The following is a 25,106-nucleotide window of genomic DNA, read 5'->3' as shown; positions in this document are numbered from 1 at the left end:
TATGGTTTTATGGATCGTCTTCGCAGTTCTGACGGCGGCCGTTGCGGCAGTCCTCATCATGCCCTTCGCCCGCGGCGCCAAATCCGCGCCCGCAGATCGCGCCGGTGAAGTCGAAGTCTATCGCGACCAGCTGAAGGAACTGGAGCGGGACCGCGCCCAGGGCCTTATCGAGCCGCAGGAGGCCGAGTATGCCCGTGCCGAGATCGGCCGGCGGCTCATCGCCGCGGCGGGTGCCGGTGAGGGCGGGCAACAGGCCGCTCCCAGGACACGCAGATATGCGCTTGCCACCGCCGTCGTGACGCTCGTTCCGTCGGCTGTCGGGCTCTGTCTCTACGTGATGCTGGGAAGCCCCGGCATCCCCGACCAGCCGCTCGAAGCGCGGCTCGAAAATCCCGGCAACAATATCGCGCTGCTCGTCGCCAAGGCCGAGCGGCATCTGGCGCAGAATCCCAATGACGGTGCCGGCTGGGATCTGCTGGCGCCGATTTATTTCCGCTCCATGCGCCTAGGCGACGCCGAGATGGCCTACCGCAACGCGATCCGTCTCCTGGGGCCGAACGCGATGCGGCTCGCGGGCCTCGGCGAGACGCTGGTGGCGTCGAACGACGGGATCGTCACCGAGGATGCGCGCTCCGCCTTCGAGGAGGCGGTGAGGCTCGATCCGGACAATCCGCGTCCGCGCTTCTATGTCGGGCTCGGGCTGGAACAGGCGGGCAGGGTAGCGGAGGCTCGGACGGTGTTCGAGGAGATAGCCAAGGATTCCCCGCCGGACGCCCCATGGATGCAGCTCGTCAACCAGCATATCGCCAAGAACGGCGGCAGCGCCGCGCCCGAACGGGACACGGCGCAGGCGCCCGGCAGCCCGAGCCAGCAGGATATCGCCGCTGCCGAAAACATGTCGCAGGACGATCGGCAGGCGATGGTCCGCGGCATGGTCGACAGCCTCGCGGCGCGCCTGAAGGAGGACCCGGACAATCTCGAAGGCTGGCTGAGGCTGGTGCGTTCCTATTCCGTGCTCGGCGACAGGGCGAAGGCCGAGGAGGCGCTGAAGAGCGGCCTGAAGCAGTTCCCGTCCTCCGGCGAGCTGGTGGCGCTTGCCAACGAGATCGGTATCGCCGTGGAAGGGACTGCCCAATGACGCGCAAACAGAAACGGCTTGCGGTGATCGCCGGCGGCATGAGCTTCATCATCGTCGCGGTGCTGCTCGTGATGTTCGCCTTCAGCCAGTCGGTGGCCTATTTCTTCATGCCGGCCGATATCGCCACGGCCGACATCAAGCCGGGCACGCGCATCAGGCTCGGCGGACTGGTGGCGGAGGGCTCCGTCAAGCGCGGCCAGGGTTCGACGGTGAGCTTTACCGTGACCGATGGCAGCGGCAACGTGCCGGTGACCTATACCGGCATCCTGCCCGACCTCTTCCGCGAGGGGCAGGGCGTGGTGACGGAAGGCGCCTTCGACGCGGCCAGCCATGAATTCGTGGCCGACAGCGTGCTCGCCAAGCATGACGAGAACTACATGCCGAAGGAAGTCGCCGACCGGTTGAAGGAGCAGGGCGTGTGGAACGACGGCAAGGCGCCTGACAGAAAGACCTCCGAGGGCGCTTCGTCCAAGGCAGAAGGAGTGGCGACGCAATGATCATCGAGATCGGCCATTACGCGCTCGTGCTGGCGCTCGCCACCGCCCTGATCGTTTCGGTCCTGCCGGTGATCGGCGCGCGGCGTGGCGATGCCGCTATGATGGCGCTGGGCACGACCGGTTCTTTGACCATGTTCGCGCTCGTCGCCTTTTCCTTCGGCGTGCTCACCTGGGCCTATGTGGTCTCGGACTTTTCGGTCGCGAACGTCTGGGAGAATTCCCATTCGCTGATGCCGCTGATCTACAAATATTCCGGCGTCTGGGGCAATCACGAAGGCTCCATGCTGCTCTGGCTGCTGATCCTCGCCTTCTTCAGCGCGCTCGTGGCCGTCTTCGGCCGGAACCTGCCCGATACGCTGCGCGCCAATGTGCTGGCCGTGCAGGCCTGGATCTCGACGGCTTTCCTGCTGTTCATCCTCTTAAGCTCCAATCCCTTCCTGCGTCTCGATCCGGCTCCCGCCGAAGGGCAGGACCTGAACCCGATCCTGCAGGATCTCGGGCTAGCGATCCACCCGCCGCTGCTCTATCTCGGCTATGTCGGCTTCTCGGTCTGCTTCTCGTTCGCGGTCGCAGCGCTGATGGAAGGCCGCATCGATGCGGCCTGGGCGCGCTGGGTGCGGCCCTGGACGCTTGCCGCCTGGACCTTCCTGACGGCAGGCATCGCCATGGGCTCGTACTGGGCCTATTACGAGCTCGGCTGGGGCGGCTGGTGGTTCTGGGACCCGGTCGAGAATGCTTCCTTCATGCCCTGGCTTGCCGGCACCGCGCTGCTGCATTCCGCGCTGGTGATGGAAAAACGCGAGGCGCTGAAGATCTGGACCGTGCTGCTCGCGATCATGACCTTCTCGCTGTCGCTGCTCGGCACCTTCCTGGTCCGCTCCGGCGTGCTGACTTCGGTGCATTCCTTCGCGACCGACCCGGCGCGCGGCATCTTCATCCTCTGCATCCTGGGCGTCTTCATCGGCGGCGCTTTCGCGCTGTTTGCATGGCGGGCGCCGATGCTGAAGGCGGGCGGGCTGTTCGCGCCGATCTCGCGCGAGGGCGCGCTGGTGCTGAACAACCTGATCCTGACGGTGGCGACCGCGACGGTGCTGACCGGCACGCTCTATCCGCTGATCCTCGAAACGTTGACCGGCGAGAAGATTTCGGTCGGCGCGCCCTTCTTCAACATGACTTTCGGGCTTCTGATGCTGCCGCTTCTGGTCGCCGTGCCGTTCGGGCCGATGCTCGCCTGGAAGCGGGGTGATCTGCTCGGCGCGCTGCAGCGTCTCTATGTATTCGCAGCCCTGGCGCTGTTTGCGGGCCTTGCCTTCTACTATGTCCAGCACGGCGGCCCGGTTCTGGCGATCTTCGGGCTGGCGCTCGGCTTCTGGGGCATGGCCGGCGCGCTCGCCGACCTCTGGTATCGCGGCAATTTCTCCAAAGTGGGCTTTTCGGTGGGTTTGAAGCGGCTCGCCGGTCTGCCGCGTTCCGTGTTCGGCACGGCGATCGCCCATTTCGGCCTCGGCGTGACGGTGCTCGGGATTTTTGCGGCGACGACCTTCGGCACCGAGACGGTGGTCGAGATGAAGCCCGGCGCTTCGGTGGACGCGGGCGGCTATTCGCTGACCTTCGACGGCATGCGCGAGGCGGTCGGGCCGAACTATACCGAGGAGCGCGGGCACTTCACGGCGAGCCGCGGCGGGGTTGCGGTCGCCGACGTCTGGTCGTCGAAGCGGCTTTATACGGCGCGGCGCATGCCGACGACGGAAGCCGGCATCCTCACCTTCGGCTTGAGCCAGCTCTACGTCTCGCTCGGCGATCCGATGGAAGGCGGCGGCATCGTCGTGCGCGTCTGGTGGAAGCCGTTCATCCTCTGCATCTGGGGCGGCGCGCTGATCATGATGGTGGGCGGCTTCGTTTCGCTGTCGGACCGACGTTTGCGGGTCGGGGCGCCGAGCCGGAAGGCCAAGCCTGCAAGGCCGGTGCTGGAGGCGGCGGAGTGATGGCGGCAAATTCCTCATCAACACTTCGTCTCATAAACCCCTCCCCAACCCCTCCCCACAAGGGGGAGGGGCTTGGCTGCCCTGCTCATCCGTTTCTGTCTGGACAAGGCCGTGCCACGGGCTTTCTCCCCCCTTGTGGGGGAGATGGCCGGCAGGCCAGAGGGGGACTTTTTCTCGCTTTTCTGCTTTTTCTTTCATTCCTCACTCCCCTCCCGGCGCTTGCCGTCAATCCGGACGAGGTGCTCTCCAACCCGGTCCTCGAACAGCGCGCCCGCAACCTTTCGGCGCAATTGCGCTGCATGGTCTGCCAGAACCAGTCGATCGACGATTCCAATGCGGAGCTCGCCCGGGATCTCCGCGTGCTGGTGCGCGAACGGCTGACGAACGGCGATACGGACCAACAGGTCATCGACTACGTGGTGTCGCGCTACGGCGAATTCGTGCTTTTGAAGCCGCGTTTCAGCGCCAGGACGGTGATTCTCTGGGCGACGCCGGTCCTGCTGCTTGTCATTGGCGCCATTGCGATTTTCGTCTTCATCCGCACCCGGCCGAGCGGGCGGGCGGTAGCGGCGCTGACGGCCGAGGAACAGGCTCGTATCGAGGAGCTTCTGAAGAAGTAGCGACCGGCTTTTTCGCGTCAGCCGAACATTACGAAGATTTCATTCGCCCGCCACGTGCAGTTAACGTGTTGCCGCCTATATCTCTTGTCATCCACCGCCCGCCGGACCTCCGGCCAACAAATGACTGAAGAGAAGAAGGTAGCTTTAAAGATGCGCAATATTGGACGTCCCTCCCTGAAGACCGTCTTGCAGACGACCACGGTTGCTGGTCTTGCCGCGGTCATGCTGTCGAGCGGCATCCCGGCTGAGGTCATGCAGTCCTTCGCCGCTCCGGTCAGCGTCACCGCGCCGCAGGCCCCGAGCTTTGCCGATGTCGTCTCCGCCGTTTCCCCCGCCGTCGTTTCCGTCCGCGTCCAATCGGACGCCCAGGTCGCCTCCGATGACAGCGGCAATTTCTCCTTCAATTTCGGAGGCCGCGGCTTCGACCAGCTTCCCGACGACCACCCGCTGAAGCGCTTCTTCCGCGAATTCGGCGGTGAGATGCCGGGCGGCCCGGGCGACCGCAACCAGGACCGCGCCGATCGAAACGGCCCGCGTGACCGGGACAACGGCAACCGCCCGCACCGCCTGCGCCCGTCCGCGCAAGGTTCCGGCTTCTTCATTTCCGAAGACGGTTATCTCGTCACCAACAATCACGTCGTTTCCGACGGCTCGGCCTATACGGTCGTGCTGAATGACGGCACCGAGCTCGAAGCCAAGCTGGTCGGCAGGGACAGCCGCACCGACCTCGCCGTGCTGAAGGTCGACGCCACCAGCCGCAAGTTCACCTATGTCAACTTCGCGGATGACAGCAAGGTTCGCGTCGGCGACTGGGTCGTCGCGGTCGGCAACCCGTTCGGCCTCGGTGGCACGGTAACGGCCGGCATCATTTCGGCCCGCGGCCGCGACATCGGCTCCGGCCCCTATGACGACTACATCCAGGTCGATGCGGCCGTGAACCGCGGCAATTCGGGTGGCCCGACCTTCAACCTCTCGGGCGAAGTGGTCGGCATCAACACCGCGATCTTCTCGCCATCGGGCGGTAACGTCGGCATCGCTTTCGCGATCCCCGCCTCCACGGCGCGGGATGTCGTCGCCGACCTCATGAAGGACGGCAAGGTCGAACGCGGCTGGCTCGGCGTGCAGATCCAGCCGGTCAACCAGGACATCGCCGACTCGCTCGGCCTCAAGGAAGCCGCCGGCGCCCTCGTCGTCGCTCCTCAGGAAGGCTCGCCCGGCCAGAAGGCCGGCATCAAGGAAGGCGACGTCATCACCGCCGTCAACGGCCAGCCGATTAAGGATGCCCGCGACCTCGCCAAGCGCGTCGCCGCCTTCGGCCCGAACACCAAGGTCGACGTCGACCTGTGGCGCGACGGCAAGGCCGAGACGATCCCGGTCACCCTCGGCAACCTCCAGAGCGACGAGGCTGCCCAGGCCGCGCCCGAGCAGCCGGACGCACCGGCTCCCTCCAGCGAAAAGGCGCTCGCCAGCCTCGGCATCACGGTCGCCCCGGCCGAGGACGGTTCCGGTCTCTCCGTGACGGACGTCGATCCGGACAGCGAGGCTGCTGCCCGCGGCTTGAAGAGCGGCGAAAAGATCGTCTCGGTCAATAACCGCAAGGTCGCGAGTGCTGCCGATGTCGGCAACGTGATCGACCAGGCCCGCAAGGACGGCCGCACCCGCGCGCTCTTCCAGGTCGAATCCGGCGGCAACAGCCGCTTCGTTGCCCTGCCGATCGACGAAGGCTGATCCTTCGGGCCGCCAAGTGGTTGAGGGCGCCGCCGGCAACGGCCGGCGCCCTTTTCACGAGGGGAGAGTGAGAGATGGTGATGGATATCCGTTATTCTGCCGAAACCGACGAATCCCATGATGCAAAAACGGGCGGTGACGCTATTGTTCCGCACATGAAGATTCTGGTGATCGAAGACGACCTCGAAGCCGCAGCCTACATGACCAAGGCCTTTCGCGAGGCCGGGATCGTGGTCGATCATGCAAGCGATGGCGAAAGCGGTCTCTTCATGGGCACGGAGAATTCCTACGACGTGATGGTCATCGACCGCATGCTGCCGCGCCGCGACGGCCTTTCCGTCATCAGCGAGCTCAGGAAGCGCGGCGTCAACACGCCGGTTCTCATCCTCTCGGCGCTCGGCCAGGTGGACGACCGCGTGACGGGCCTACGCGCCGGCGGCGACGACTATCTGCCGAAGCCCTATGCCTTTTCCGAACTGCTCGCCCGCGTCGAAGTGCTCGGCCGCCGCAAGGGCGCGCCGGAACAGGACATGGTCTACCGCGTCGGCGACCTGGAACTCGACCGGCTTTCCCATGAAGTGCGGCGCGCCGGCAAGGAAGTGCTCCTACAGCCGCGCGAATTCCGCCTGCTCGAATACCTGATGAAGAATGCCGGCCAGGTGGTGACCCGCACCATGCTGCTCGAAAACGTCTGGGACTATCATTTCGACCCGCAGACCAACGTCATCGACGTGCATGTCTCGCGGCTGCGCTCGAAGATCGAGAAGGACTTCGACAAGCCGCTGCTCAAGACCATCCGCGGCGCCGGCTACATGATCAAGGACGAAGGGTAATTGCTTGAACGCCCACGCCTGAAGTTTCCCTTCCGCCGGCGGCGCTTGCGCAGCCCGAGAGCTCCGCTGCTGGCACGCGCCCGCCTGATGTTCCGTTCGACGGCCGTGCGGCTGTCGGCGCTTTACATCCTGCTTTTCGCGCTTTGCGCCGCTTTCCTCGTCTTCTACGTGACGGCGATGTCCGAGCGGCTGCTCGCCCAGCAGACGCGCCAGACGCTGCAGGAGGAAGTGCTGGACATCCAGCGGGCCTATGAGAGGGGCGGCGTCAATCTTCTGCTCAGGATGATGGAGCGGCGCGCACGCCAGCCGGGCGCCAATCTCTATGTGATCGCCGGACCGAACGGCGAGATGCTGGCCGGCAATGTCGCTTCGGTGCAGCCGGGCGTGCTCGACGAGCAGGGCTGGACCCCTTTTCCTTTTACCTATGAACCCTATTCGGAAGTGGATGGCCCGCGCCGGCATTTGGCGCTTGCCAATGTGGTGCTTCTCGACAACGGCTTGCGGGTCATGGTCGGGCGCGATCTCGGCGATCCCGGCCGGTTCCGCGGCCTCGTGCGGCGGGCGCTCATGGTCGCCCTGACCATCATGGGGGTCGGGGCGCTGGTCATCTGGTTCGGCATCGGCCGCAACGCCCTGAAACGTATCGACCGCATGTCGGCGGCGAGCCAGAAGATCATGGCCGGCGACCTTTCCCAGCGCCTGCCGGTTGGGAAATCCGGCGACGAGTTCGACCGGCTTTCGGATTCGCTGAACGCCATGCTGGGACGCATCGAGAAGCTGAACGAGGGCCTCAAACAGGTCTCCGACAACATCGCCCACGACCTGAAGACGCCGCTGACGCGGCTGCGCAACAAGGCCGCCGACGCGCTCGCCGAGGGTCGCGAGGACGTGCGGCGCGGGGCGCTCGAAGGCATTATCGGCGAATCCGACCAACTCATCCGCACCTTCAATGCGCTATTGATGATCTCGCGCGTCGAAGCGGGCTCGATCGCGGCGGAAATGTCCGACATCGATCTTTCGGCGATCTCCGCCGACAGCGCCGAGCTTTACGAGCCGGTGGCGGAAGAGGCGGGGCTTTCGCTTGCGACCGATCTGGAGCCGGGGCTGGCGGTGCACGGCAACCGGGAGCTCATCGGCCAGGCGATCTTCAATCTGCTCGACAATGCGATCAAATACGCCGCGGAAGGCAAGGGCGAGCCGAAGATCGGCGTGAAGCTTGCGAAAACCGATGGCGCCATCCGGCTGTCGGTCTGCGACAACGGTCCCGGTATTCCGGCCGACAAGCGCAACGAGGTGGTCAAGCGGTTCGTGCGGCTGGACGAAAGCCGCTCCAAGCCGGGTACTGGCCTGGGCTTGTCGTTGGTCGAGGCGGTGATGGAACTGCATGGCGGTTCGCTGGAGCTTTCCGCCACCCGTCAGGACAACAAGGAGGCGCCCGGCCTTACCGTCACCATGGTCTTTCCCGCGCCGAAGCCCTAAGTGGGAAATGGAGGACGATTCGAGGAGGACGTGGTGTCGGAAAGACTGAGCCGGCTCGATGCGGTGAAGGCGGAGGTGATCCGGCCGCTGAACCAGACGGAAGCGAAGGCGGCGACGGCCGTTCTGAAGGATATCGGCAAGGCCGAACCGACGGTCGCCAGGCTGCTCGCCGGCGACAGCCCGCTCAAGGATTTCATCGTCGCGGCCTTCACCCTCTCGCCCTACCTGCGCGATACCGCGGCGGTCTCCCCCTCGCTTCTGACAACGGCGATCGGCGAGCCTCTGGAACCGGCATTGGAACGGCTGATCGGGACGGCCCGCAACGCCTGGCGGCCGAAGGACGGCAGGACGCCCTCCGAAAACGAAGTGATGACGGCGCTCCGGGCCGCGAAAAGAGGCCTGAGCTTTCTCGTCGCGCTGGCCGACCTTGCCCGCATCTTCACCGCCAGGGACACGACGCGCTGGCTGAGCGCGATCGCCGAGGCTTCCGTGGCGGCAACGGTCGACCACCTGCTGCTTGCGGCGCACGAGAGCGGCAAGCTGAAGCTCGTGGATGCCGCCGAGCCCAGCAAGGGGTCGGGTCTGATCGTGCTCGGCATGGGCAAGCTCGGCGGCCGCGAGCTCAACTATTCCTCCGACATCGACATCGTCGTCTTCTTCGATCCGGAAGCGGGCGTCCTGACCGATCCGCTGGATGCCTCCGAAATGTTCGGCCGGATGATGCGGCGGCTGATCCGCATCCTGCAGGAGCGCACCGCCGACGGTTATGTCTTCCGCACCGATCTGAGGCTGCGTCCGGATCCCGGCTCGACGCCGCTCGCCGTCTCGCTCGATGCGGCGCTGATCTATTACGAAGGCAGGGGGCAGAACTGGGAGCGCGCCGCCTTCATCAAGGCGCGGCCGATCGCCGGCGACATCGCGGCCGGCGAGAATTTCATGCGCCTGCTGACCCCCTTCGTCTTCCGCAAATATCTCGACTATGCGGCGATCGCCGACATCCATTCGATAAAGCGGCAGATCCATGTGCACAAGGGCCACGGTGCGATCGCGGTGAAGGGCCATGACGTGAAGCTCGGCCGCGGCGGCATCCGCGAAATCGAGTTCTTCGCCCAGACGCAGCAGCTGATCGCTGGTGGCCGGATGCCGCCGTTGCGCGCCCGCGAGACGGAGACCGCCCTGAAAGCGCTCGCCGAGGCGAAATGGATCACGCCGGAGATCGCCGCCGAACTCACCGAATGCTACTGGTTCCTGCGCGACGTCGAGCACCGCATCCAGATGGTGCACGACGAGCAGAGCCATAACCTGCCGGAGACCGATGCCGAGCTGAAGCGCATCGCCTTCATGCTGGGCTTTGCCGATGCGCCAAGTTTTTCCGAAAAGCTGGAGGATGTCCTGCGCACTGTCGAAAGGCGTTATGCGCGGCTCTTCGAGCAGGAGGTGAAGCTTTCCGGCGGCGACGGCAACCTCGTCTTCACCGGCCAGGGGGACGATCCGGGTACGCTGAAAACACTGGCGGCACTCGGTTTCGAGCGGCCGGCGGATATCTCCCGCGTCATCCGCACCTGGCATTACGGCCGCTACCGCGCGACGCAATCGGTCGAGGCGCGCGAGCGGCTGACCGAACTCATGCCGGCGCTGCTCCAGGCCTTCGGCGAAAGCAAGCGCGCCGACGAGGCGTTGCTGCGTTTCGACCATTTTTTGAAAGGCCTGCCGGCGGGCATCCAGCTCTTCTCGCTGATCGGCAACAACCCGGCGCTTCTGGCGCTGATCGTGACGATCATGTCGTCGGCGCCGCGGCTTGCCGATATCGTCGCCTCCAAGCCGCATGTCTTCGATGGCATGCTGGACCCCGGCCTGATGGCCGAATTGCCCACCCGCGACTATCTCTCCCATCGCCTTTCCACATTCATGGGCGGCGCAAGGGCTTACGAGGAACTGCTCGACCGCCTGCGCATCTTCGCCGCCGAGCAGCGCTTCCTGATCGGCATCGGTCTGCTGACCGGCGCGATCTCCGGCGTCGAGGCGGCGCGCGCCTTCACCCATCTCGCCGACCTCTTGATCGAGGCGGCGCTGAAGGCGGTGATGGAGGAGATCCGGGCCGCCCATGGCACCTATCCAGGCGGCCGCGTGGCGGTGATGGGCATGGGCAAGCTCGGCAGTTTCGAACTGACCGCCGGCTCCGACGTCGATCTCATCCTCCTCTACGACTACGATAGCGAAGCGATGGAAAGCGAGGGGCCGAAGCCCATCGATTCCACCCGCTATTTCACCCGCATCACGCAAAGGCTGATCGCCGCGCTGTCTGCGCCCATGGCCGAGGGAGTGATCTTCGAGGTCGACCTTCGCTTGCGGCCCTCGGGCAACAAAGGCCCGGTCGCGACCCGCATCAACGCTTTTCGCAAATATCAGCGCGAGGAAGCCTGGACCTGGGAGCACATGGCGCTGACCCGCGCCCGGCTGGTCTGCGGCGACGAGAGCCTTGTGAACGAGGCGAGGGACGTGATCGGCGAGGTGCTGTCGGCGAGGCGGGACGTCGGCAGGATCGCCAGGGACGTCGCCGAGATGCGCGAACTGATCGAAAAGGAAAAGCCGCCGCGCGACATCTGGGATTTCAAGCTCATCCCGGGCGGGCTGATCGACATCGAATTCGTCGCCCAGTATCTGCGCCTCATCGCTCCGGCCAAGGGGGGCGTTTCGGATGCCTATGGCTTCTCGACTGCCGAAGCCCTGAAGACGCTTGGCGAAAGGCTGATGCGACCCGGCGACCTCGACACCTGCCTTGAAGCGCTGCGTCTGTTCACCGAACTCTCCCAGATCATAAGGCTTTGCGTCGACGGTCCGTTCGAACCGGAAGATGCGCCCGCGGGTCTCCTTGAGCGTGTTTGCCGGGCCGGCGACTGCCCGGATATCAGGACGCTGGAAGGGGAGGTGAAGCGGCTGTCGAAGGCGGTGCGGGAGGTTTTCGGGAAGACGGTGGGGGCTTGATCGAGGCATGGGATTTGCCCCTCATCCGCCTGCCGGCACCTTCTCCCCGCACGCAGGGAGAAGGACCTATGCCGCGCCGTCTTCCCCTAACCGTAATGTTGTGCAGGGCACGTCCCCTCTCCCCGTCAGAACGGGGAGAGGGTTGGGGTGAGGGGCGATTGTAAAATGTCCAGCTCCCCTTAAACCTGTCCGTCAGGCCGATCTTCTCCGGGTCGTCGCCTGCTGCGGCAGGTCGGGAATATGCAGCGAGACGACCGTCCCCCTGCCGACCTGCGAGCGGATGCGCATCGTGCCGCCGTGGAGCGCGATCAGCGAGCGGGAAATGGCAAGCCCGAGGCCCGAGCCACCCTTGCTCTTCGCATACTGGCTCTGCACCTGTTCGAAGGGCTGGCCGATCTTGGAAAGCGATTCCTGCGGAATGCCGATGCCGGTATCGGCTATGGTCAGCACCACGCCCTTCTCCAGCCTGCGGGCGCGGAGTTCGACCTTGCCGCCTTCGTTGGTGAACTTCACGGCATTGGAGAGAAGGTTGAGCATGACCTGTTTCAAGGCCCGCCGGTCGCCGGCCATGTTCAGGTTGTCGCAGAGGCGCTGGCGGATGGCGATCGCCTTGTGCTCGGCGGCGATCGAGGTCAGCCGCAGGCTCTCCTCGATCAGCGGTTTGAGATCGACCGGTTCGCACTGGATGCGCATATGGCCGGCTTCGATCTTCGACATGTCGAGGATGTCGTTGATGACATTGAGCAGATGCTTGCCGCTGTCGTGGATATCCTTGCAATATTCCGAATATTTCGGCGAGCCGAGCGGGCCGAACATGCCGTTCACCAGGATTTCCGAAAAGCCGAGGATGGCGTTGAGCGGCGTCCTGAGCTCGTGCGACATGTTGGCGAGGAATTCCGACTTCGCCTTGTTGGCGGCTTCGGCGCGGTCCTTCTCCGCCTGGTAATTGGCATTGGCGACCGAAAGCTCGGCCTTCTGGCGCTCCAGCTTCTTCTGCGAGGAGGACAGGTCGCCGATCGTCGCCATCAGCCGGCGCTCGCTGTCGCGCAGCCGCTCCTGATGGCGCTTCAGGAGCGTGATGTCCGTGCCGACCGAAACGAGGCCGCCGTCGCGGGTGCGTCGCTCGTTGATCTGCAGCCAGCGCTCGTCGGCGAGCTGAACTTCCGTGGTGCGGGAAAAGCCGCTGCCGTCCGGATCGGCGACGCGCCGCTCGATGACCGGCCGGGCTGCGGCGGCATTGACGGCGGCGCGCTCGGTGCCCGGCACCAGTACGGTGTCCGGCAGGCCGTAAGCCTGCTGGAAATGGGTGTTGCACATGACGAGCCGGTCGTTCTTGTCCCACAGCACGAAGGCTTCCGACGTGCATTCGATCGCGTCCGCCAGGCGCTGGTCGGCCTCCGCGTAACGCTGGGCGAGACGGTGCTGTTCGGTCACGTCCATGGCGATCCCGATGACATGGGTGCGGCCGGCGGCCGTTTTCACCACCTGGGCGCGGGCGCGCATCCAGACATAGTGGCCGGCCGCATGGCGCATGCGGAAAACCTGATCCACCTGCTTGGCGTTGCCGCGGCTGATGGCGCGGGCGAGCGCATAGATGTTGCCGTCGCTCGGATGCATCATCCGCGCCGCGTCGGTAAACGAGATCACGTTGCCGGCCGGCGGCAGGCCGAGCATCTCGTACATCGAGCCGGACCAGAAGAGGCGCTTGTTGGTGACGTCGAAATCCCACAGGCCGCAGCGTCCGCGCGACAGTGCCGTCTCGATTCGCAGGTTGGATTCGACGAAGGTGTCGTCGGCATCGCGGGCGCGCTTCACCTGCATGTAATAGGCATAGAGGATGACGAGCAGGATCGCCGAAATGCCGGTGAAGAGCGTGACGTTGAGCGAAACTTCGTGACGCCACAGGCGGTTGATGCCTTCGAGCGAATGGGCGGCGACGATCAGTGCGCCTTCGCTGCCGATCGGCTGGATTGCGGCATAGTGGGGGATTTCGCCGAAATAGGTCTCGATCACGCTGCTGTCGTCGCCGAAGCGGCGCAGCGCGGCGATTTCCGGCAGCACGGATGTGAGGCGCCGGCCGATATAGGAGGCGGCGTCGCCTGCGCCGCCGAAAACACGCCCCGCCTGATCGACGAGGAGGACGAAGGCTCCGGATTGGAGCTGGCCCTGCGGCAGGAAGGAGCCGAGACGCGTTTCCGCTGCCGCACGGTCGGCGTTGGAAAAGACCGTTGCGTCGCCGGAGAAGGCCGCGCGCGCCGCCGTTGCGATCAGCGCTGTCGACTGCTGCGCGGCTTCCTGCATCCGGCCGTGTTCGGCCATGATGCCCAGGATGCGTGCGGCCGCGACGACGGTGAGAAAGGCGATGATGAGGAGCGGAATGGAGCGCTTCAGGACCAGTTCCACCCGCGGCATCTGCCGAGCAAGCGGCCTGACGGTCTCGTTTGGAATGGCGCGCCCCAAACTTGCCAGGCTCGGAAATTTGAAACGCAGCCATCCTTCGGCCGCGGTTGCCCGCCGCACGTCCGCCATCGTCTTCATGTGGTCCCTCGTGATGATTCGAGGCGCCGCTCGCCCGAATCTGACTTAATGAATCACTAGTGATTCTTCGTGTCCAGAGGGTTGCTAAGATTTTTTTAACGATTTGATTCGGCTGCGAATCGGATTGATTCCTGCGCCGGGAAGACGAGGCGCTGCGTCAGACAGCCGGGCTTTCGATGAGGCTGGTGCGGGTTGCGGCGATGGAAATCGCGGCAAGCACGATGATCACTGCGCCGTAGATATAGGCGGTCATGGACAGTCCGAGCACGGGAGCGGCAAGGCCAGCGACGATCGCCGGAACCGCAAAGGCCAGGTAGCTTTCGACCAGAAAGGCGGCAAACAGGCCGGCTCGTTCATGGCCTTCGGCAAGCGGCAGAACGATCTTCAGAATGTTGGCGAAGATCGATCCGAGGCCGAGACCGGCGACGGCCGTGCCAAGAAAGAGAAGCCCGACGGCCTGTTCCTCGATGCCTGCGAGCGTGATCAGAACGCCGACGATCAACCCGGTCGTGCCGATGAACAATACGCGTTGCGGCGCGAGCGCGCGAAAGACGAAGACCGAAGCCGTGGCGCTCAACATCAGGGTCGCCACGACCGCGCCGCCGACGAAGGGCGAGGTGATGCCGGTCGCGACCGCCACCAGTGTCGGCATCAGCGAGAGATAGAAGCCGGCGAGCGCCCAGCCCGCGACATTGACCGGCGTCACCCTGATCAGCAGTCCGCGGGCACGGCGCGGCACGCTGATGCGGGGCCGCATCGCGGCGAGCGCGCCGGACCGTCCTGCGGTGGTCTCTGGCATGAAGGCGAGCGCGACGATGCCGATGACGGTGACGAGGAACAGGATCGCATAGATGAGATGCGTCGGTTGCGGCGCGAAGGCGACGAGCGCGCCGCCCGAAAGTGTGCCGATCATCAGGCCGAGAAACGCCGTGATGCTGTTGAGAATGGGGCCGTTCCGCTTGTCCGTATCGAGGATTGTCGCGCCGAAGGTCGGGAAGGCGATGCCGGTGGCAATGCCCTGGACGACGCGGCCGGCAATCAGCATGCCGCCCGATTCCGCCAGCATGAAGATGACCAGCGCGGCTGCGTTGAAGAGGAGGGCGGCGAGGATCACCGGCCGGCGTCCGACATAGTCGGAAAGGCCGCCGAGCGTCAGAAGCGCCGCAAGCAGCGCGAAGGCATAGGAGCCGAAGATGAAGGTGATCATCGCCGGCGAGAGATGGAAGAGTTCCTGATAGAGATGGTAGAGCGGCGTCGGGGCGCTGCTCGTCGCGGAGATCAGCACCGCGAAAATGAAGCTGTAGACGGTCATCCGGAGGGCGGCCGGAGAAGGGGAGGCGGAGAGCAGGCTTGTCATGGCTTTCACCTTAACGCAATTTCTTAGCGTTATGGGCATGTAGTTGCATTTCGCCGCTAATGCAATATCTTTGCATTAAGAGAAAATGATATCCGGCCCCCAATCCCGTGAGGAAAGGAGGCGCCGGCAAGGAGAAAAAAATGGCCAGGGAGATGTTGCGGCAGGGCGGGCGTAGCGCCCGGATTCAGGAAGCGGTGCATAGCACGGTCCACGAACTTCTCAAGAAGATGGACCGCAGCGAGATCACCGTGCCGATGATCGCCGAGAAGGCGGGCGTGACGCCTTCGACCATCTATCGCCGCTGGGGCGATCTTTCCGAGCTTCTGGCGGATGTCGCCGTCGCCCGCATGCGGCCGATCGCCGATCCGGAGGATACCGGCGCGATGGCCTCCGATCTTGAAACGTTCATGGTGCAATATGCCGAGGAAATGTCCTCGAAGGTCGGGCGTGCGATGATGTCGGACGTGCTGGGGAGCATGGAAGGCGATGCCGCGGCACGCTGCTGCCAGTATACCTACCATCACCTGGAGACGCTGCGGGAACGGGCCGCGGCACGCGGCGAGACGCCTTTCGACATCAACGGGGCCATAGACCTTGTCGTGGCGCCGATCGTCTATCACATCCTGTTTCAGGATCGCGATCCGACGCCGGACTATTGCCGGAAGCTGGTGGCACGGTTTTTCGGGAGATAACTCCATCTACAGATGAGCCGCGACTGCTCTTTTCGTCATCCTCGGGCTTGCCCCGAGGAACTGCGGAGTTTCAATGGGCCATGGTTGCAGATGCTCGGGACAGACCCGAGCATGACGGATGCATAGTTGGATGCTTCGCAGAGCACTCCTCCCCGCGCTCCGGCTTTCACCCCTTCAGCATGCGCTCGACGATGTCGCGCACGTCGGTCGAAAGCGTCTCGGCGCGTTCGATCGTCATCAGTGCCGCGCGGGCATGGTCGGCGCGCTGCGGCTCCAGCGATCGCCAGGAGCGCATCGAGGTGAGGATGCGCGCCGCAAGCTGCGGGTTCCTCGGGTCGATCGCCAGGATCTGTCCGGCCAGGAACCGGTAGCCCTCGCCGTCCGGGCGGTTGAAGCCGGTCGGATTGCCGAAGGCGAAGGTGCCGATCAGCGAGCGGACCCGGTTCGGATTGGTGGCGACGAAACGTGGGTTTTCCATCAGCTTCCCGACGCGGGAAAGCGCGTCCGTGCCCGGAATGGTCGCCTGGATCGAGAACCATTTGTCGATGACGAGCGCATTTCCGTCGAACCGCTTCAGGAACGTGTCGAGCGCCTGGACCGCCTCCGGTGCTTCCGGGAAGCGATGGGCGATGAGCGTCAGCGCCTGCGCAAGGTCGGTCATGTTGTCGGCGGCGGCAAAGGCCTTGGCGGCGCGCTCCGGCGTTCCTTCCGCATAGGTGAGATAGGAAAGCGCGGTATTGCGCAGGGACCGCCTGCCGGCGCTCGCCGCGTCCGGCGTATACGGCCCGGCGACCTTCATATCGTCGAAAAGCGCAAGGAAGGTCTTGCTCCCGGCCTTGGCAATCGCCGAAAGGATCGCGTTGCGGCCGGCATGGATGGCGTCGGGATCGTTGTTGCTGCCGAGTTCGCGTGCGATGTCCGCTTCGCTGGGCAGCGTCAGCGCCTGGGCGCGGAAGGCGGGTTCCAGCGCCTCGTCGGCGGCGGCTTCGAGGAGTGCTGCGATGAGCGCCGGATCGCAGGTGACCTCCCTGCCTTCGCGGGCATCGCGCGCCGCTTGCATCAGGTTCGGCATGGCGAGGTCGGTGAGCGCCTGCCAGCGGGCGAAGAGGTCCGTGTCGTGGCGGGCGATATGGGCGAGATCGGCGGGCGTCTGGTCGAGATGCAGATTGATCGGCGCCGAGAAGGAGCGGTTGAGCGACAGCACCGGGCGCGACGAGATGCCTGAGAAGGTGAAGGTCTGGCGGCGATCGGTCAGATGCAGCACGTCGCCGGTCACTTCGCCGCCCTTGACGGCGGAAGGCGTCGCAAGCGAACCGTTGTCGAGGATGAGCGCGAAGGAGAGCGGGATGTGCATCGGCTCCTTGTTCGGCTGACCCGGCGTGGCCGGGATCATCTGCTCGAGCGAAAGCGTGAACGTTCCCTTCTTCTGGTCGTAGTCGCTCGAAACGGTGACGAGCGGCGTGCCGGCCTGGTGGTACCAGAGCGAGAACTGGGTGAGGTCGCGGCCGCTCGCATCCTCGAAGCATTTCACATAGTCTTCGACGGTGACGGCCTGGCCGTCATGGCGCTCGAAATAGAGGTCCATGCCCGCCTTGAAATCCGCCCTGCCGAGCAGCGTGGCAATCATGCGGGTGACTTCCGAACCCTTCTCGTAGACGGTCGTCGTATAGAAGTTGTTGATCTCGCGGTATTTCGTCGGGCGGACGGGGTGGGCGAGCGGGCCTGCATCCTCCGGAAACTGTTCCGATTTCAGGTGTCGAACCTCGGCGATGCGCTTGACCGGACGGGAACGCTGGTCGGCCGAGAATTCGTGGTCGCGATAGACCGTCAGGCCTTCCTTGAGGCAGAGCTGGAACCAGTCGCGGCAGGTGATGCGGTTGCCGGTCCAGTTGTGGAAATATTCGTGCGCGATGATCGCCTCGATATTCGCGTAGTCCTGATCGGTCGCGGTCTCGGGGTCGGCGAGCACGTATTTGTCGTTGAAGACGTTGAGGCCCTTGTTCTCCATGGCTCCCATGTTGAAGTCGGAGACGGCGACGATCATGAAGATGTCGAGGTCGTATTCGCGGCCGAACCGTTCCTCGTCCCATTTCATCGAGCGCTTCAGCGCGTCCATGGCATAGGCCGCACGCGGCTCCTTGCCATGCTCGACATAGATCTTCAGCTTCACCTCGCGTCCGGACATGGTTTCGAACATATCCTCGACCACGCCGAGATCGCCGGCGACCAGCGCGAAGAGGTAGGCAGGCTTCGGATGCGGGTCGAACCAGGCGGCGAAATGCCTGCCTTCGTCGTAATTGCCGCCCCCGAGAAAATTGCCGTTCGACAGCATGACCGGATTGGCGGCCTTGTCGGCGATAATGGTGATCGTGTAGGGGGCCAGCACGTCCGGCCGGTCCGGGAAATAGGTGATGCGGCGGAAGCCTTCGGCCTCGCACTGGGTGCAATAGACGCCGCTAGTGCGGTAGAGACCCATCAGCTGGCCGTTGGCTTCCGGGTTGACGAAGGTCGTGACGGTGATCTCGAAGGGCGCTTCGGCCGGCAGGTCGCAGATCGTCAGGCTTTCCGGCGTCGCGTCGTATTGGCTGGCGGGAATTTCCGACTGGTCGAGCAGGAGGCCGGAAAGGGTGAGTTCGTCGCCGTCGAGCACGAGCGGAACGGAAGGATCGACGCCCTCGCGCCGGTGGAAGATCAGCCGTGCTTCCACCTTCGTGTTGGTGGGATCGAGCTCGAAGGTCAGATCGACGCGTTCCAGGACGAAATCGGTGGGGCGGTAATCTGCCAGATGGACGATCTGGCCCGTATCTGTTCGCATGTTGCTTCCTGAACCGGCTTTTTATGAAATGGCGTCTGGAGCGCTTTCGCGCCCCTTAATCTTCAGCATTGCTCGATGCCGGGCACATACTTGCACGCAATGCTAAACGATTGTTGAAACCGAAGCGAAATGACACATTCTGCCCCTCTATATTTCGCGGAAATTTTCATCGAGTCACGGATATTGATGGACCTATCATCAGTTTTGATCCCCCTCACGCCACTTTTCCGTTACTCTGCCGACAAACTGAATCCTCCCCTCCAGCCAGGCTCCGTTCCTCCCGGGGCCTGGAATTTCTTTGAGTTGTTATGGCCGCCGATGCGCTGAATCCCCTGCGGGGGATCATGTTCAAAGTCTCCTCCGTCGTGATTTTCGTGATGATGCAGACCTGCATCAAGTCCGCAGGTCCCGATATCCCCGCCGGCCAGATCACCTTCTACCGCTCCGCCTTCGCGCTCGTGCCGATCATGGCCTATCTCGCCGTCCAGGGTGAGCTGCGCGGCTCCTTCCACACCGAAAGCCTCTCGGGCCACCTGAAGCGCGGCTTTCTCGGCATCCTGTCGATGATCTGCGGCTTCTACGGGCTCGTGCACCTGCCCATGCCGGATGCGATCGCCATCGGCTATTCCTCGCCGCTGCTTGCCGTCGTCTTCGCGGCGATCTTTTTGAAGGAGACGGTGCGCGTCTATCGCTGGACGGCGGTCATGGTGGGCATGATCGGCGTCGTGATCATCTCCTGGCCGAAGCTGACCATGTTCCAAGAGGGCGGTATGGGGTCGGAACAGGCGATGGGGGCGGCGGCCGTCATCCTCTCCGCGGTGCTTGCGGGCTTTGCGATGATCCAGACGCGCCAGCTCGTTCGCACCGAGAAGACGGCGACGATCGTACTCTATTTTTCGCTGACGGCGGCGCTGTTCTCGCTGCTCAGCCTGCCCTTCGGCTGGGTGACGCCGACGGCGTCGGAGGCGCTGTTCCTGATCGGCGCCGGCTTCTGCGGCGGGATCGGCCAGATATTCCTGACCGAAAGCTATCGCAATGCCGACGTCTCGACGGTCGCGCCGTTCGAATATACGTCGATCCTGCTCGGGATCGGCATCGCCTATGTCCTGTTCGGGGATGTGCCGACGGTGCCCATGCTCATCGGCACGGCGATCACGGTATCGGCGGGGATTTTCATCATCTACCGCGAACACCAGCTTGGGCTGGAGCGGAAGGCGGCGCGCAAGGCCTCGCCGCCGGGGGCGTGAGACCTGAAATTCTTCAGAGCGGGATGGCCGCCGTGACCGGGTTGACCTTTTCGGAACTGTACCGGGCCGCACCCGCGCGGCTGAGTTCACGCGAGGCGTTCACGGCAACGCCGATATGCGAGAGGTTTTCACGCAGCGCACGAATCGGATGGAGGAGGACCGTCGTCATGGCAGCTTCCTTCTGTTCGGTTTCGATCAGCGTTCGCGGAAATCGGCGAAGACGGCAGCCGGGCGGGTAATGCCGGTCGGGCGCGAAAGCGCGCGGGACGTCATCTGCTCGTTCGTCGCGGAGCCGAAACGGTGATAGCCCTGCGTCGACCGCGGCGGGAGGCCTGCGAGCCGGAGGGTTTCGAAGCCCGAATGGATCGGGCGGAAGCGCGTCGTCATGGCCTTGGTTCCTTAAACCTATTCCTCCCAAGACACAACCTTAATATTGCACTGCAACATCGATTCTGCAATGCAACAGAACGCTGCGCTGCCATGCGCTAAACGCATGGCGATCTTCATATTTTTGTAACTTTGCGCAAATTTCGGACGTGTTTGCCGGAAATGCGGGCAATTAGTGGGCGGAAAGCCGGATTTTGAAAGTCAGAAGGTCTTGCCAGGCGAGCGCCTTGTTGGCCGGTGCGGCAAGAAGCTCCTGCGGATGCAGCGTCGCGATGACCGCCGCATCGATCCCCGCAAACGAAATGTCGCGCCACTCGCCGCGCATCGAATGGATCGTGCCGTTGCCGCCGAAGAAGAAGTGCGCCGGGAAATTGCCGAGCAGCAGCAGAAATTTCGGCTCGGCGAGCGCCACCTGCCGTTCGAGGAACGGCCGGCAGATGTCGATCTCGGCCTGCGAAGGCATGCGGTTGCCGGGCGGCCGCCAGGGGATGATATTGGTCAGCACGACCGTTTCGCGCGAAAGCCCGATCGCGCCGAGCATACGGTCGAGAAGCTGCCCCTGCCGGCCGGAAAAGGGAATGCCGTCGCGGTCGTCGTCGGCATTCGGCATCGGGCCGATCACCATGATGCCGGAAGCCGGATCGCCGCTCGCGAACACGGTGGAACGGGCGCCGTTCTTCAGGTTGCAGCCGTTGAAGGCTTCCAGCGCCGTCTTGAGTTCGGAAAGCGACCGGGCGCTTTCGGCGGCGAACCGCGCCGAGGCGACCGCTTCTCCGTCAGGCACCGCGACCGATGGAGGGGAGGCGGGGGCTGCGGGTCGCGCGGCGGGAGCGGTGCGCTTCTGCGTTGAAGCGGCGCCCTCCGTTCGGGACGTGGGGTTCTGCGCGTTCTCCGCCGGCTGCCGCGCCGCTGCCGGCATCCGCGCTTCCGCCTGCGCCGCCTTCTGGGCGGCGAACTGCGCGAAACGGTCGACCGGCTCGTCCTCGACGAGCCATTCCACGCCCGAATCCGCATAGAAATGCAGAAGGGCGGCAAGCTCGGACGGATCGAGATCTTTGGCGGCGTTCATGGGATTACCCTATAGCATGCCGTCTAAAAGTGGGAACTGGTTTCGGGCAATGGGGGCGGAGGTTGGGGCAGGGCGGCGCGGCATACTTAACCCTCCCCCTTGTGGGGGTCCGGAGGACGGGACGGGGCAAGCGACCCGTCCCCGGTTGGTGGCCGGCAGGCGGGAGGGGTGTTTCTCGGGGCAACAAAAGTTCCCCCTCCCCAACCCCTCCCCACAAGGGGGAGGGGCTCCACGCACCGCTGCGTATCTCTAAAAGAGGAGAATTATTGGCCGCGACGTTCTCCCTCACGCCGCCCATTGCGCCACGTTGTCGCTTTCGCCGATCAGCGCGAGGCCGTGGGCGATCGACAGCAATTCTCCGCCGCTTTCGATCTTGTCCGCATCGAATCTTCGCGTGAAGATGCGCCTGACCGCCGGCACGAAGGAGGTGCCGCCGGTCAAGAACACCTTGTCGATGTCGGCGGGCTTGGTGCCGGTCTTCTCCAGCACCTCGTCCAGCGCGCCTTCGATGCGGGCCAGATCCTCGGCGATCCAGCTTTCGAAATCGGCGCGCCTGACGGTTTTGCGGCCGGCTCGCCCGAGCGGCGGGAAATGGAACTCCGCCTCTTCCGCGCCCGAGAGCGCCATCTTGGTGGCCGAGATCGCCTGATAGAGCGGATATCCCTCGTCGTGTTCGACGAGATCGATGAAGAGTTCCAGCTTGTCGGGATCGAGTGCCGAGCGCACCAGCGATTTCAGGTCGTTGAATTCGCGCGTGGTCTTGAAGATCGAAAGCTGGTTCCAGCGGCTGAAATTGGCGTAATAGCCGGACGGCACTTCCAGCACCTTGTCGAAGCTCTTGAAGAACGTGCCCTTGCCGATCTCGGGCGCAACCAGATTGTCGATCATCCGCGCGTCGAAATGGTCGCCGGCGATGCCGACGCCCGAATGGCCGATCGGCGTCGCCGCGAGCTTGCCGGCCTTCCGCTCGAAACGGATCAGCGAATAGTCCGTCGTCCCGCCGCCGAAATCGGCGACGAGAACGGTCGCGTCGGATTTCAGCGTCTGGGCGAAGTAATAGGCCGCCGCGACCGGCTCGTAGACATAGTGGATTTCCGGAAAGCCGAGGCGGGTCAACGCGACGTTGTAGCGTTCGACGGCGAGTTTCGGATCGGGATTGGCGCCGGCGAAATGCACCGGGCGTCCGGCGATGACACGCGAGACTTCGGTCGGCCAGTTGTCGTCGGCATAGGTCTTCAGGCGGCGCAGGAATATCTCCATCAGGTCTTCGAAGACATGCCGGCGCGCGAAGATCAGCGTGCCCTGGAAGAGCGCGCTCGCCGCAAAGGTTTTGATCGACTGCAGGAAACGGCAGTCGCCCGGATTGTCGATGAACTGGCGGATTGCCGCCTGTCCCGCCTCGACCTTCAGCGCCTGCGCACCCATCACCGGGTCCTTCATGAAGGAAAGCGCGGTACGCATCGTGTCGGCCATGCCGGCGCTGCTGGTGAACGACATGGAATGCGTGGCGGCACCGCCGTCCGAAAGCGCCAGAACCGTATTCGTCGTGCCGAAATCAAGCCCGAGCGCCCGTGCCATGGCCGTGCTCCTTTTATACCGCCGAAGATCATTGAACCGGAGCCAACAGGCCCCGAACAAGAAAAGGGCGCTGATGTGCGCCCGGAGATGTTTTGAGAGCGCGCGTGATCGCACAAGGGAAGGCGGATGGCAAGCCCGGACGCATCAGTTTTCCGAGGGTTGCCTCACCTCCGCGGCCTGTTCCGCGAGCCAATTGCGGAACATCTCCATGGCCGGCGTCACGGAGCGGGACTTGAGCCGCGTCAGCCAATAGCTGCCCTTGGAAATGTAGATGTCGAAGGGCTGTTCGATCGCGCCTGCCGCAAGCTGGCGGGAAAACATCAGGGGCGGGGCGAGCGCCACGCCGGCGCCCTGCAGCGCCGCCTCGATCATCAGCACGGATGAATCGAAAACCATGCCGCGGATCGGCGGCGAGGCGACGCCCGCCTCCTCGAACCAGCTCGGCCATTCGTCGGCGCGGTAAGAGCGGAGCAGCGTCTGATGCGCCACGTCTTCGGGCGATTTGAGCTCTCCGGCGATCGGCGGGATGCAGAGCACCGAAAGCGGCGCTTCGAACAGCGCTTCCGCCTCGATATCGTGCCAGGCGCCGTTGCCGAACTTGATCGTGTAGTCGAGCCCTTCGGCGGCGATGTCGACGCGGTTGTTGTTGGTGGAAAGCCGCAGGTCCACGAACGGATACTTCTCCCGAAAATCGTGAAGCCGCGGCAACAGCCAGCCGACCGCAAGCGTGCCGACCGCGCCGAGCTTCAGCACTTCCCGCACGTGGCCGCCCTCGAACCGGTCCAGCATGTCGGCCATCCGGTCGAAGCTTTCCTGGAGCGAGGGTAAAAGCGCCAGTCCTTCCTCGGTGATCATCAGCCCGCGCGGCAGGCGGCGGAAGAGCGTCACGCCGAGCCGCTGTTCCAGAAGCTTCACCTGATGGCTGACGGCGGCCTGCGTGACGCAGAGCTCGATCGCTGCTCGGGTGAAGGAAAGGTGTCGCGCGGCGGCCTCGAAGGCGCGCAGCGCGTTCAGCGGCAAATAAGGCCGGACCATGGCGATGCCCTAGTTTAATTCATGCCTGCCCGCAGTTATCATCGTTTGATTGGGGCTTGCAAGGCGACCTAGAAAAGCCGTGTCCAATCCAACGGAGTACGATCATGGCTTTCAGGAATTCTCTTCTTCTCGCCTTTTCTCTCGGAATTACAGCGGCTTTTCTCGATTGTGCATCCGTGAGGGCGGCCGAACCGATCCGTTGCACCGTCATCATCGATGAGGACAGCGGCGAGCCGCTCTATCGCCAGGGCGCCTGCGATCAGGGCTTTTACCCCCAATCCACCTTCAAACTGCCTTTGGCCATGATGGGCTATGATGTGGGCATCCTGGTGGATTCCGAGAACCCGCGCTGGAAATACCAGGCGAAGTTCGGCGGTCCGGAACGGGTGAAGAAGGATGTCGATCCGGTCATCTGGGAGAAGGATTCGATCGTCTGGTATTCGCAGGAGATCGCCCGCAAGCTCGGCAGCAAAGCCTTTGCCGATTACATTCAGCGCTTCGGTTACGGCAATCGCGACGTTTCCGGCGGCCTGACCGAATCCTGGCTGATGTCGTCGCTGAAGATTTCGGCGGACCAGCAGGTGCAGTTCATCCGCCGCTTCCTAACGGGCGGCCTGCCGGTCTCCGAACATGCCGTCGACATGACGCTTGCCATCATCCCGCACTTTCCGGCGGGCGACGGCTGGGACATCCAGGGCAAGACCGGCTCCGGCTGGCTGCGCGACAAGGCCGGCAAGGTGGACTATGACCGCCCGCTCGGCTGGTTCGTCGGCTGGGCGATGAAGGACGAACGGCGCGTCATCTTCGCAAGGCTGCTGGTGGACACGAAACGGTACAAGGGCGATCCGATCAGCTTTGTCGTGCGGGACGGGCTGATCAGGGAGTTTCCGGAGCTGGCGGAGGGGTTTTGAGACCGTGCGTCGCGCTTGATTGGCGTAATTGCCCCTCACCCTAGCCCTCTCCCCGCATGCGGGGAGAGGGGACGTGCCACACGCTGCGCTGAAGATGACGGAAACCGGTGCGGCATATCCCTTCTCCCCGCGAGCGGCAGGGGAATCGCATATGGAATTTCTTGAGTTGCATGCAGGTCTAAAAGGGATTCTTTGAGACGGCAGTTTTTTGA

At 64.1% G+C, this 25,106-nt stretch carries 19 protein-coding genes; 11 read left to right on the top strand and 8 right to left on the bottom strand.

What is annotated here, in order from left to right; genetic code table 11:
* Position 1: 1 nt before the first annotated feature.
* From ccmI to ACMGE0_RS19695, 8 genes are all read left to right on the top strand, one after another.
* On the top strand, positions 2-1,138 hold the full coding sequence (gene ccmI, locus ACMGE0_RS19730; RefSeq protein WP_436817583.1) for a c-type cytochrome biogenesis protein CcmI: 1,137 nt from the start codon (positions 2-4) through the stop codon (positions 1,136-1,138).
* On the top strand, positions 1,135-1,635 hold the full coding sequence (gene ccmE, locus ACMGE0_RS19725; RefSeq protein WP_436817582.1) for a cytochrome c maturation protein CcmE: 501 nt from the start codon (positions 1,135-1,137) through the stop codon (positions 1,633-1,635). Before ccmI ends, ccmE begins: the two co-directional genes overlap by 4 nt.
* A complete protein-coding gene (locus tag ACMGE0_RS19720; protein WP_436817581.1) occupies positions 1,632-3,620 on the top strand; it encodes a heme lyase CcmF/NrfE family subunit in 1,989 nt (662 codons plus the stop codon). The genes ccmE and ACMGE0_RS19720 overlap by 4 nt, the downstream gene beginning before the upstream one ends.
* 182 nt (positions 3,621-3,802) lie before the next feature.
* The gene (locus tag ACMGE0_RS19715) at positions 3,803-4,240 is read left to right on the top strand and encodes a cytochrome c-type biogenesis protein (protein ID WP_436817759.1); all 438 of its coding nucleotides are present in this window, start codon (positions 3,803-3,805) and stop codon (positions 4,238-4,240) included.
* Between the two features lie 150 nt (positions 4,241-4,390).
* A complete protein-coding gene (locus tag ACMGE0_RS19710) occupies positions 4,391-5,968 on the top strand; it encodes a Do family serine endopeptidase (protein WP_436817580.1) in 1,578 nt (525 codons plus the stop codon).
* Positions 5,969-6,042: 74 nt separating this feature from the next.
* Positions 6,043-6,801 carry a response regulator transcription factor gene (locus ACMGE0_RS19705; protein ID WP_436817579.1) on the top strand — a complete coding sequence of 253 codons (759 nt, stop codon included), beginning with the start codon at positions 6,043-6,045 and terminating at the stop codon, positions 6,799-6,801.
* A gap of 87 nt (positions 6,802-6,888) precedes the next feature.
* Positions 6,889-8,280 (top strand): sensor histidine kinase, encoded by a 1,392-nt coding sequence (locus tag ACMGE0_RS19700; protein WP_436817758.1) that lies wholly within the window; start codon positions 6,889-6,891, stop codon positions 8,278-8,280.
* 33 nt (positions 8,281-8,313) lie between these two features.
* Complete coding sequence (locus ACMGE0_RS19695) at positions 8,314-11,265, top strand: bifunctional [glutamine synthetase] adenylyltransferase/[glutamine synthetase]-adenylyl-L-tyrosine phosphorylase (RefSeq protein ID WP_436817578.1); 2,952 nt, start codon at positions 8,314-8,316, stop codon at positions 11,263-11,265.
* A gap of 192 nt (positions 11,266-11,457) precedes the next feature.
* Here ACMGE0_RS19695 and ACMGE0_RS19690 read toward each other — a convergent pair whose 3' ends face one another.
* Together ACMGE0_RS19690 and ACMGE0_RS19685 are read right to left on the bottom strand one after the other, a co-directional pair.
* Positions 11,458-13,794, bottom strand: coding sequence for a PAS domain-containing sensor histidine kinase (locus tag ACMGE0_RS19690; protein WP_436817757.1), 2,337 nt, complete (start codon positions 13,792-13,794; stop codon positions 11,458-11,460).
* 166 nt (positions 13,795-13,960) lie between these two features.
* The gene (locus tag ACMGE0_RS19685; RefSeq protein WP_436817577.1) at positions 13,961-15,160 is read right to left on the bottom strand and encodes an MFS transporter; all 1,200 of its coding nucleotides are present in this window, start codon (positions 15,158-15,160) and stop codon (positions 13,961-13,963) included.
* A 140-nt stretch (positions 15,161-15,300) separates the two neighbouring features.
* Here ACMGE0_RS19685 and ACMGE0_RS19680 point away from each other — a divergent pair, with 140 nt between their 5' ends.
* A complete protein-coding gene (locus tag ACMGE0_RS19680) occupies positions 15,301-15,852 on the top strand; it encodes a TetR/AcrR family transcriptional regulator (protein WP_436817576.1) in 552 nt (183 codons plus the stop codon).
* A 166-nt stretch (positions 15,853-16,018) separates the two neighbouring features.
* On the opposite strand, the gene pepN is transcribed toward ACMGE0_RS19680, so the two are convergent.
* Positions 16,019-18,667, bottom strand: a complete 2,649-nt coding sequence (gene pepN / locus ACMGE0_RS19675; protein ID WP_436817575.1) for an aminopeptidase N — start codon at positions 18,665-18,667, stop codon at positions 16,019-16,021.
* Positions 18,668-18,975: 308 nt separating this feature from the next.
* On the opposite strand from pepN, the gene ACMGE0_RS19670 reads away from it, so the two are divergent.
* The gene (locus ACMGE0_RS19670) at positions 18,976-19,914 is read left to right on the top strand and encodes a DMT family transporter (RefSeq protein ID WP_436817574.1); all 939 of its coding nucleotides are present in this window, start codon (positions 18,976-18,978) and stop codon (positions 19,912-19,914) included.
* Positions 19,915-19,927: 13 nt separating this feature from the next.
* Here the strand turns inward: ACMGE0_RS19670 and ACMGE0_RS19665 are convergent, their stop codons facing one another.
* The 5 genes from ACMGE0_RS19665 to ACMGE0_RS19645 all read right to left on the bottom strand — a co-directional run bounded on the left by ACMGE0_RS19665 (position 19,928) and on the right by ACMGE0_RS19645 (position 23,983).
* Positions 19,928-20,083: a hypothetical protein gene (locus ACMGE0_RS19665; protein WP_436817573.1), complete on the bottom strand. Its 156-nt coding sequence runs from the start codon at positions 20,081-20,083 to the stop codon at positions 19,928-19,930.
* A 26-nt stretch (positions 20,084-20,109) separates the two neighbouring features.
* The gene (locus ACMGE0_RS19660; protein ID WP_436817572.1) at positions 20,110-20,301 is read right to left on the bottom strand and encodes a hypothetical protein; all 192 of its coding nucleotides are present in this window, start codon (positions 20,299-20,301) and stop codon (positions 20,110-20,112) included.
* 172 nt (positions 20,302-20,473) lie between these two features.
* Positions 20,474-21,370: a uracil-DNA glycosylase gene (locus ACMGE0_RS19655; protein ID WP_436817571.1), complete on the bottom strand. Its 897-nt coding sequence runs from the start codon at positions 21,368-21,370 to the stop codon at positions 20,474-20,476.
* A 285-nt stretch (positions 21,371-21,655) separates the two neighbouring features.
* Entirely contained in the window at positions 21,656-22,948 is a 1,293-nt protein-coding gene (locus ACMGE0_RS19650) for an Hsp70 family protein (RefSeq protein WP_436817570.1), read from the bottom strand.
* Between the two features lie 144 nt (positions 22,949-23,092).
* Positions 23,093-23,983, bottom strand: a complete 891-nt coding sequence (locus ACMGE0_RS19645; protein ID WP_436817569.1) for a LysR family transcriptional regulator — start codon at positions 23,981-23,983, stop codon at positions 23,093-23,095.
* Positions 23,984-24,087: 104 nt separating this feature from the next.
* Between ACMGE0_RS19645 and blaOXA the strand changes: the two genes are divergently transcribed.
* A complete protein-coding gene (blaOXA, locus tag ACMGE0_RS19640; RefSeq protein WP_436817568.1) occupies positions 24,088-24,894 on the top strand; it encodes a class D beta-lactamase in 807 nt (268 codons plus the stop codon).
* The last annotated feature ends 212 nt before the right edge of the window (positions 24,895-25,106 follow it).

This window comes from Neorhizobium descurainiae (genome assembly GCF_051400715.1).
Lineage (GTDB): Bacteria > Pseudomonadota > Alphaproteobacteria > Rhizobiales > Rhizobiaceae > Neorhizobium.
The sequence above is the reverse complement of the archived record's forward strand: the minus strand, read 5'-3'. Positions and strand labels throughout refer to the sequence as shown.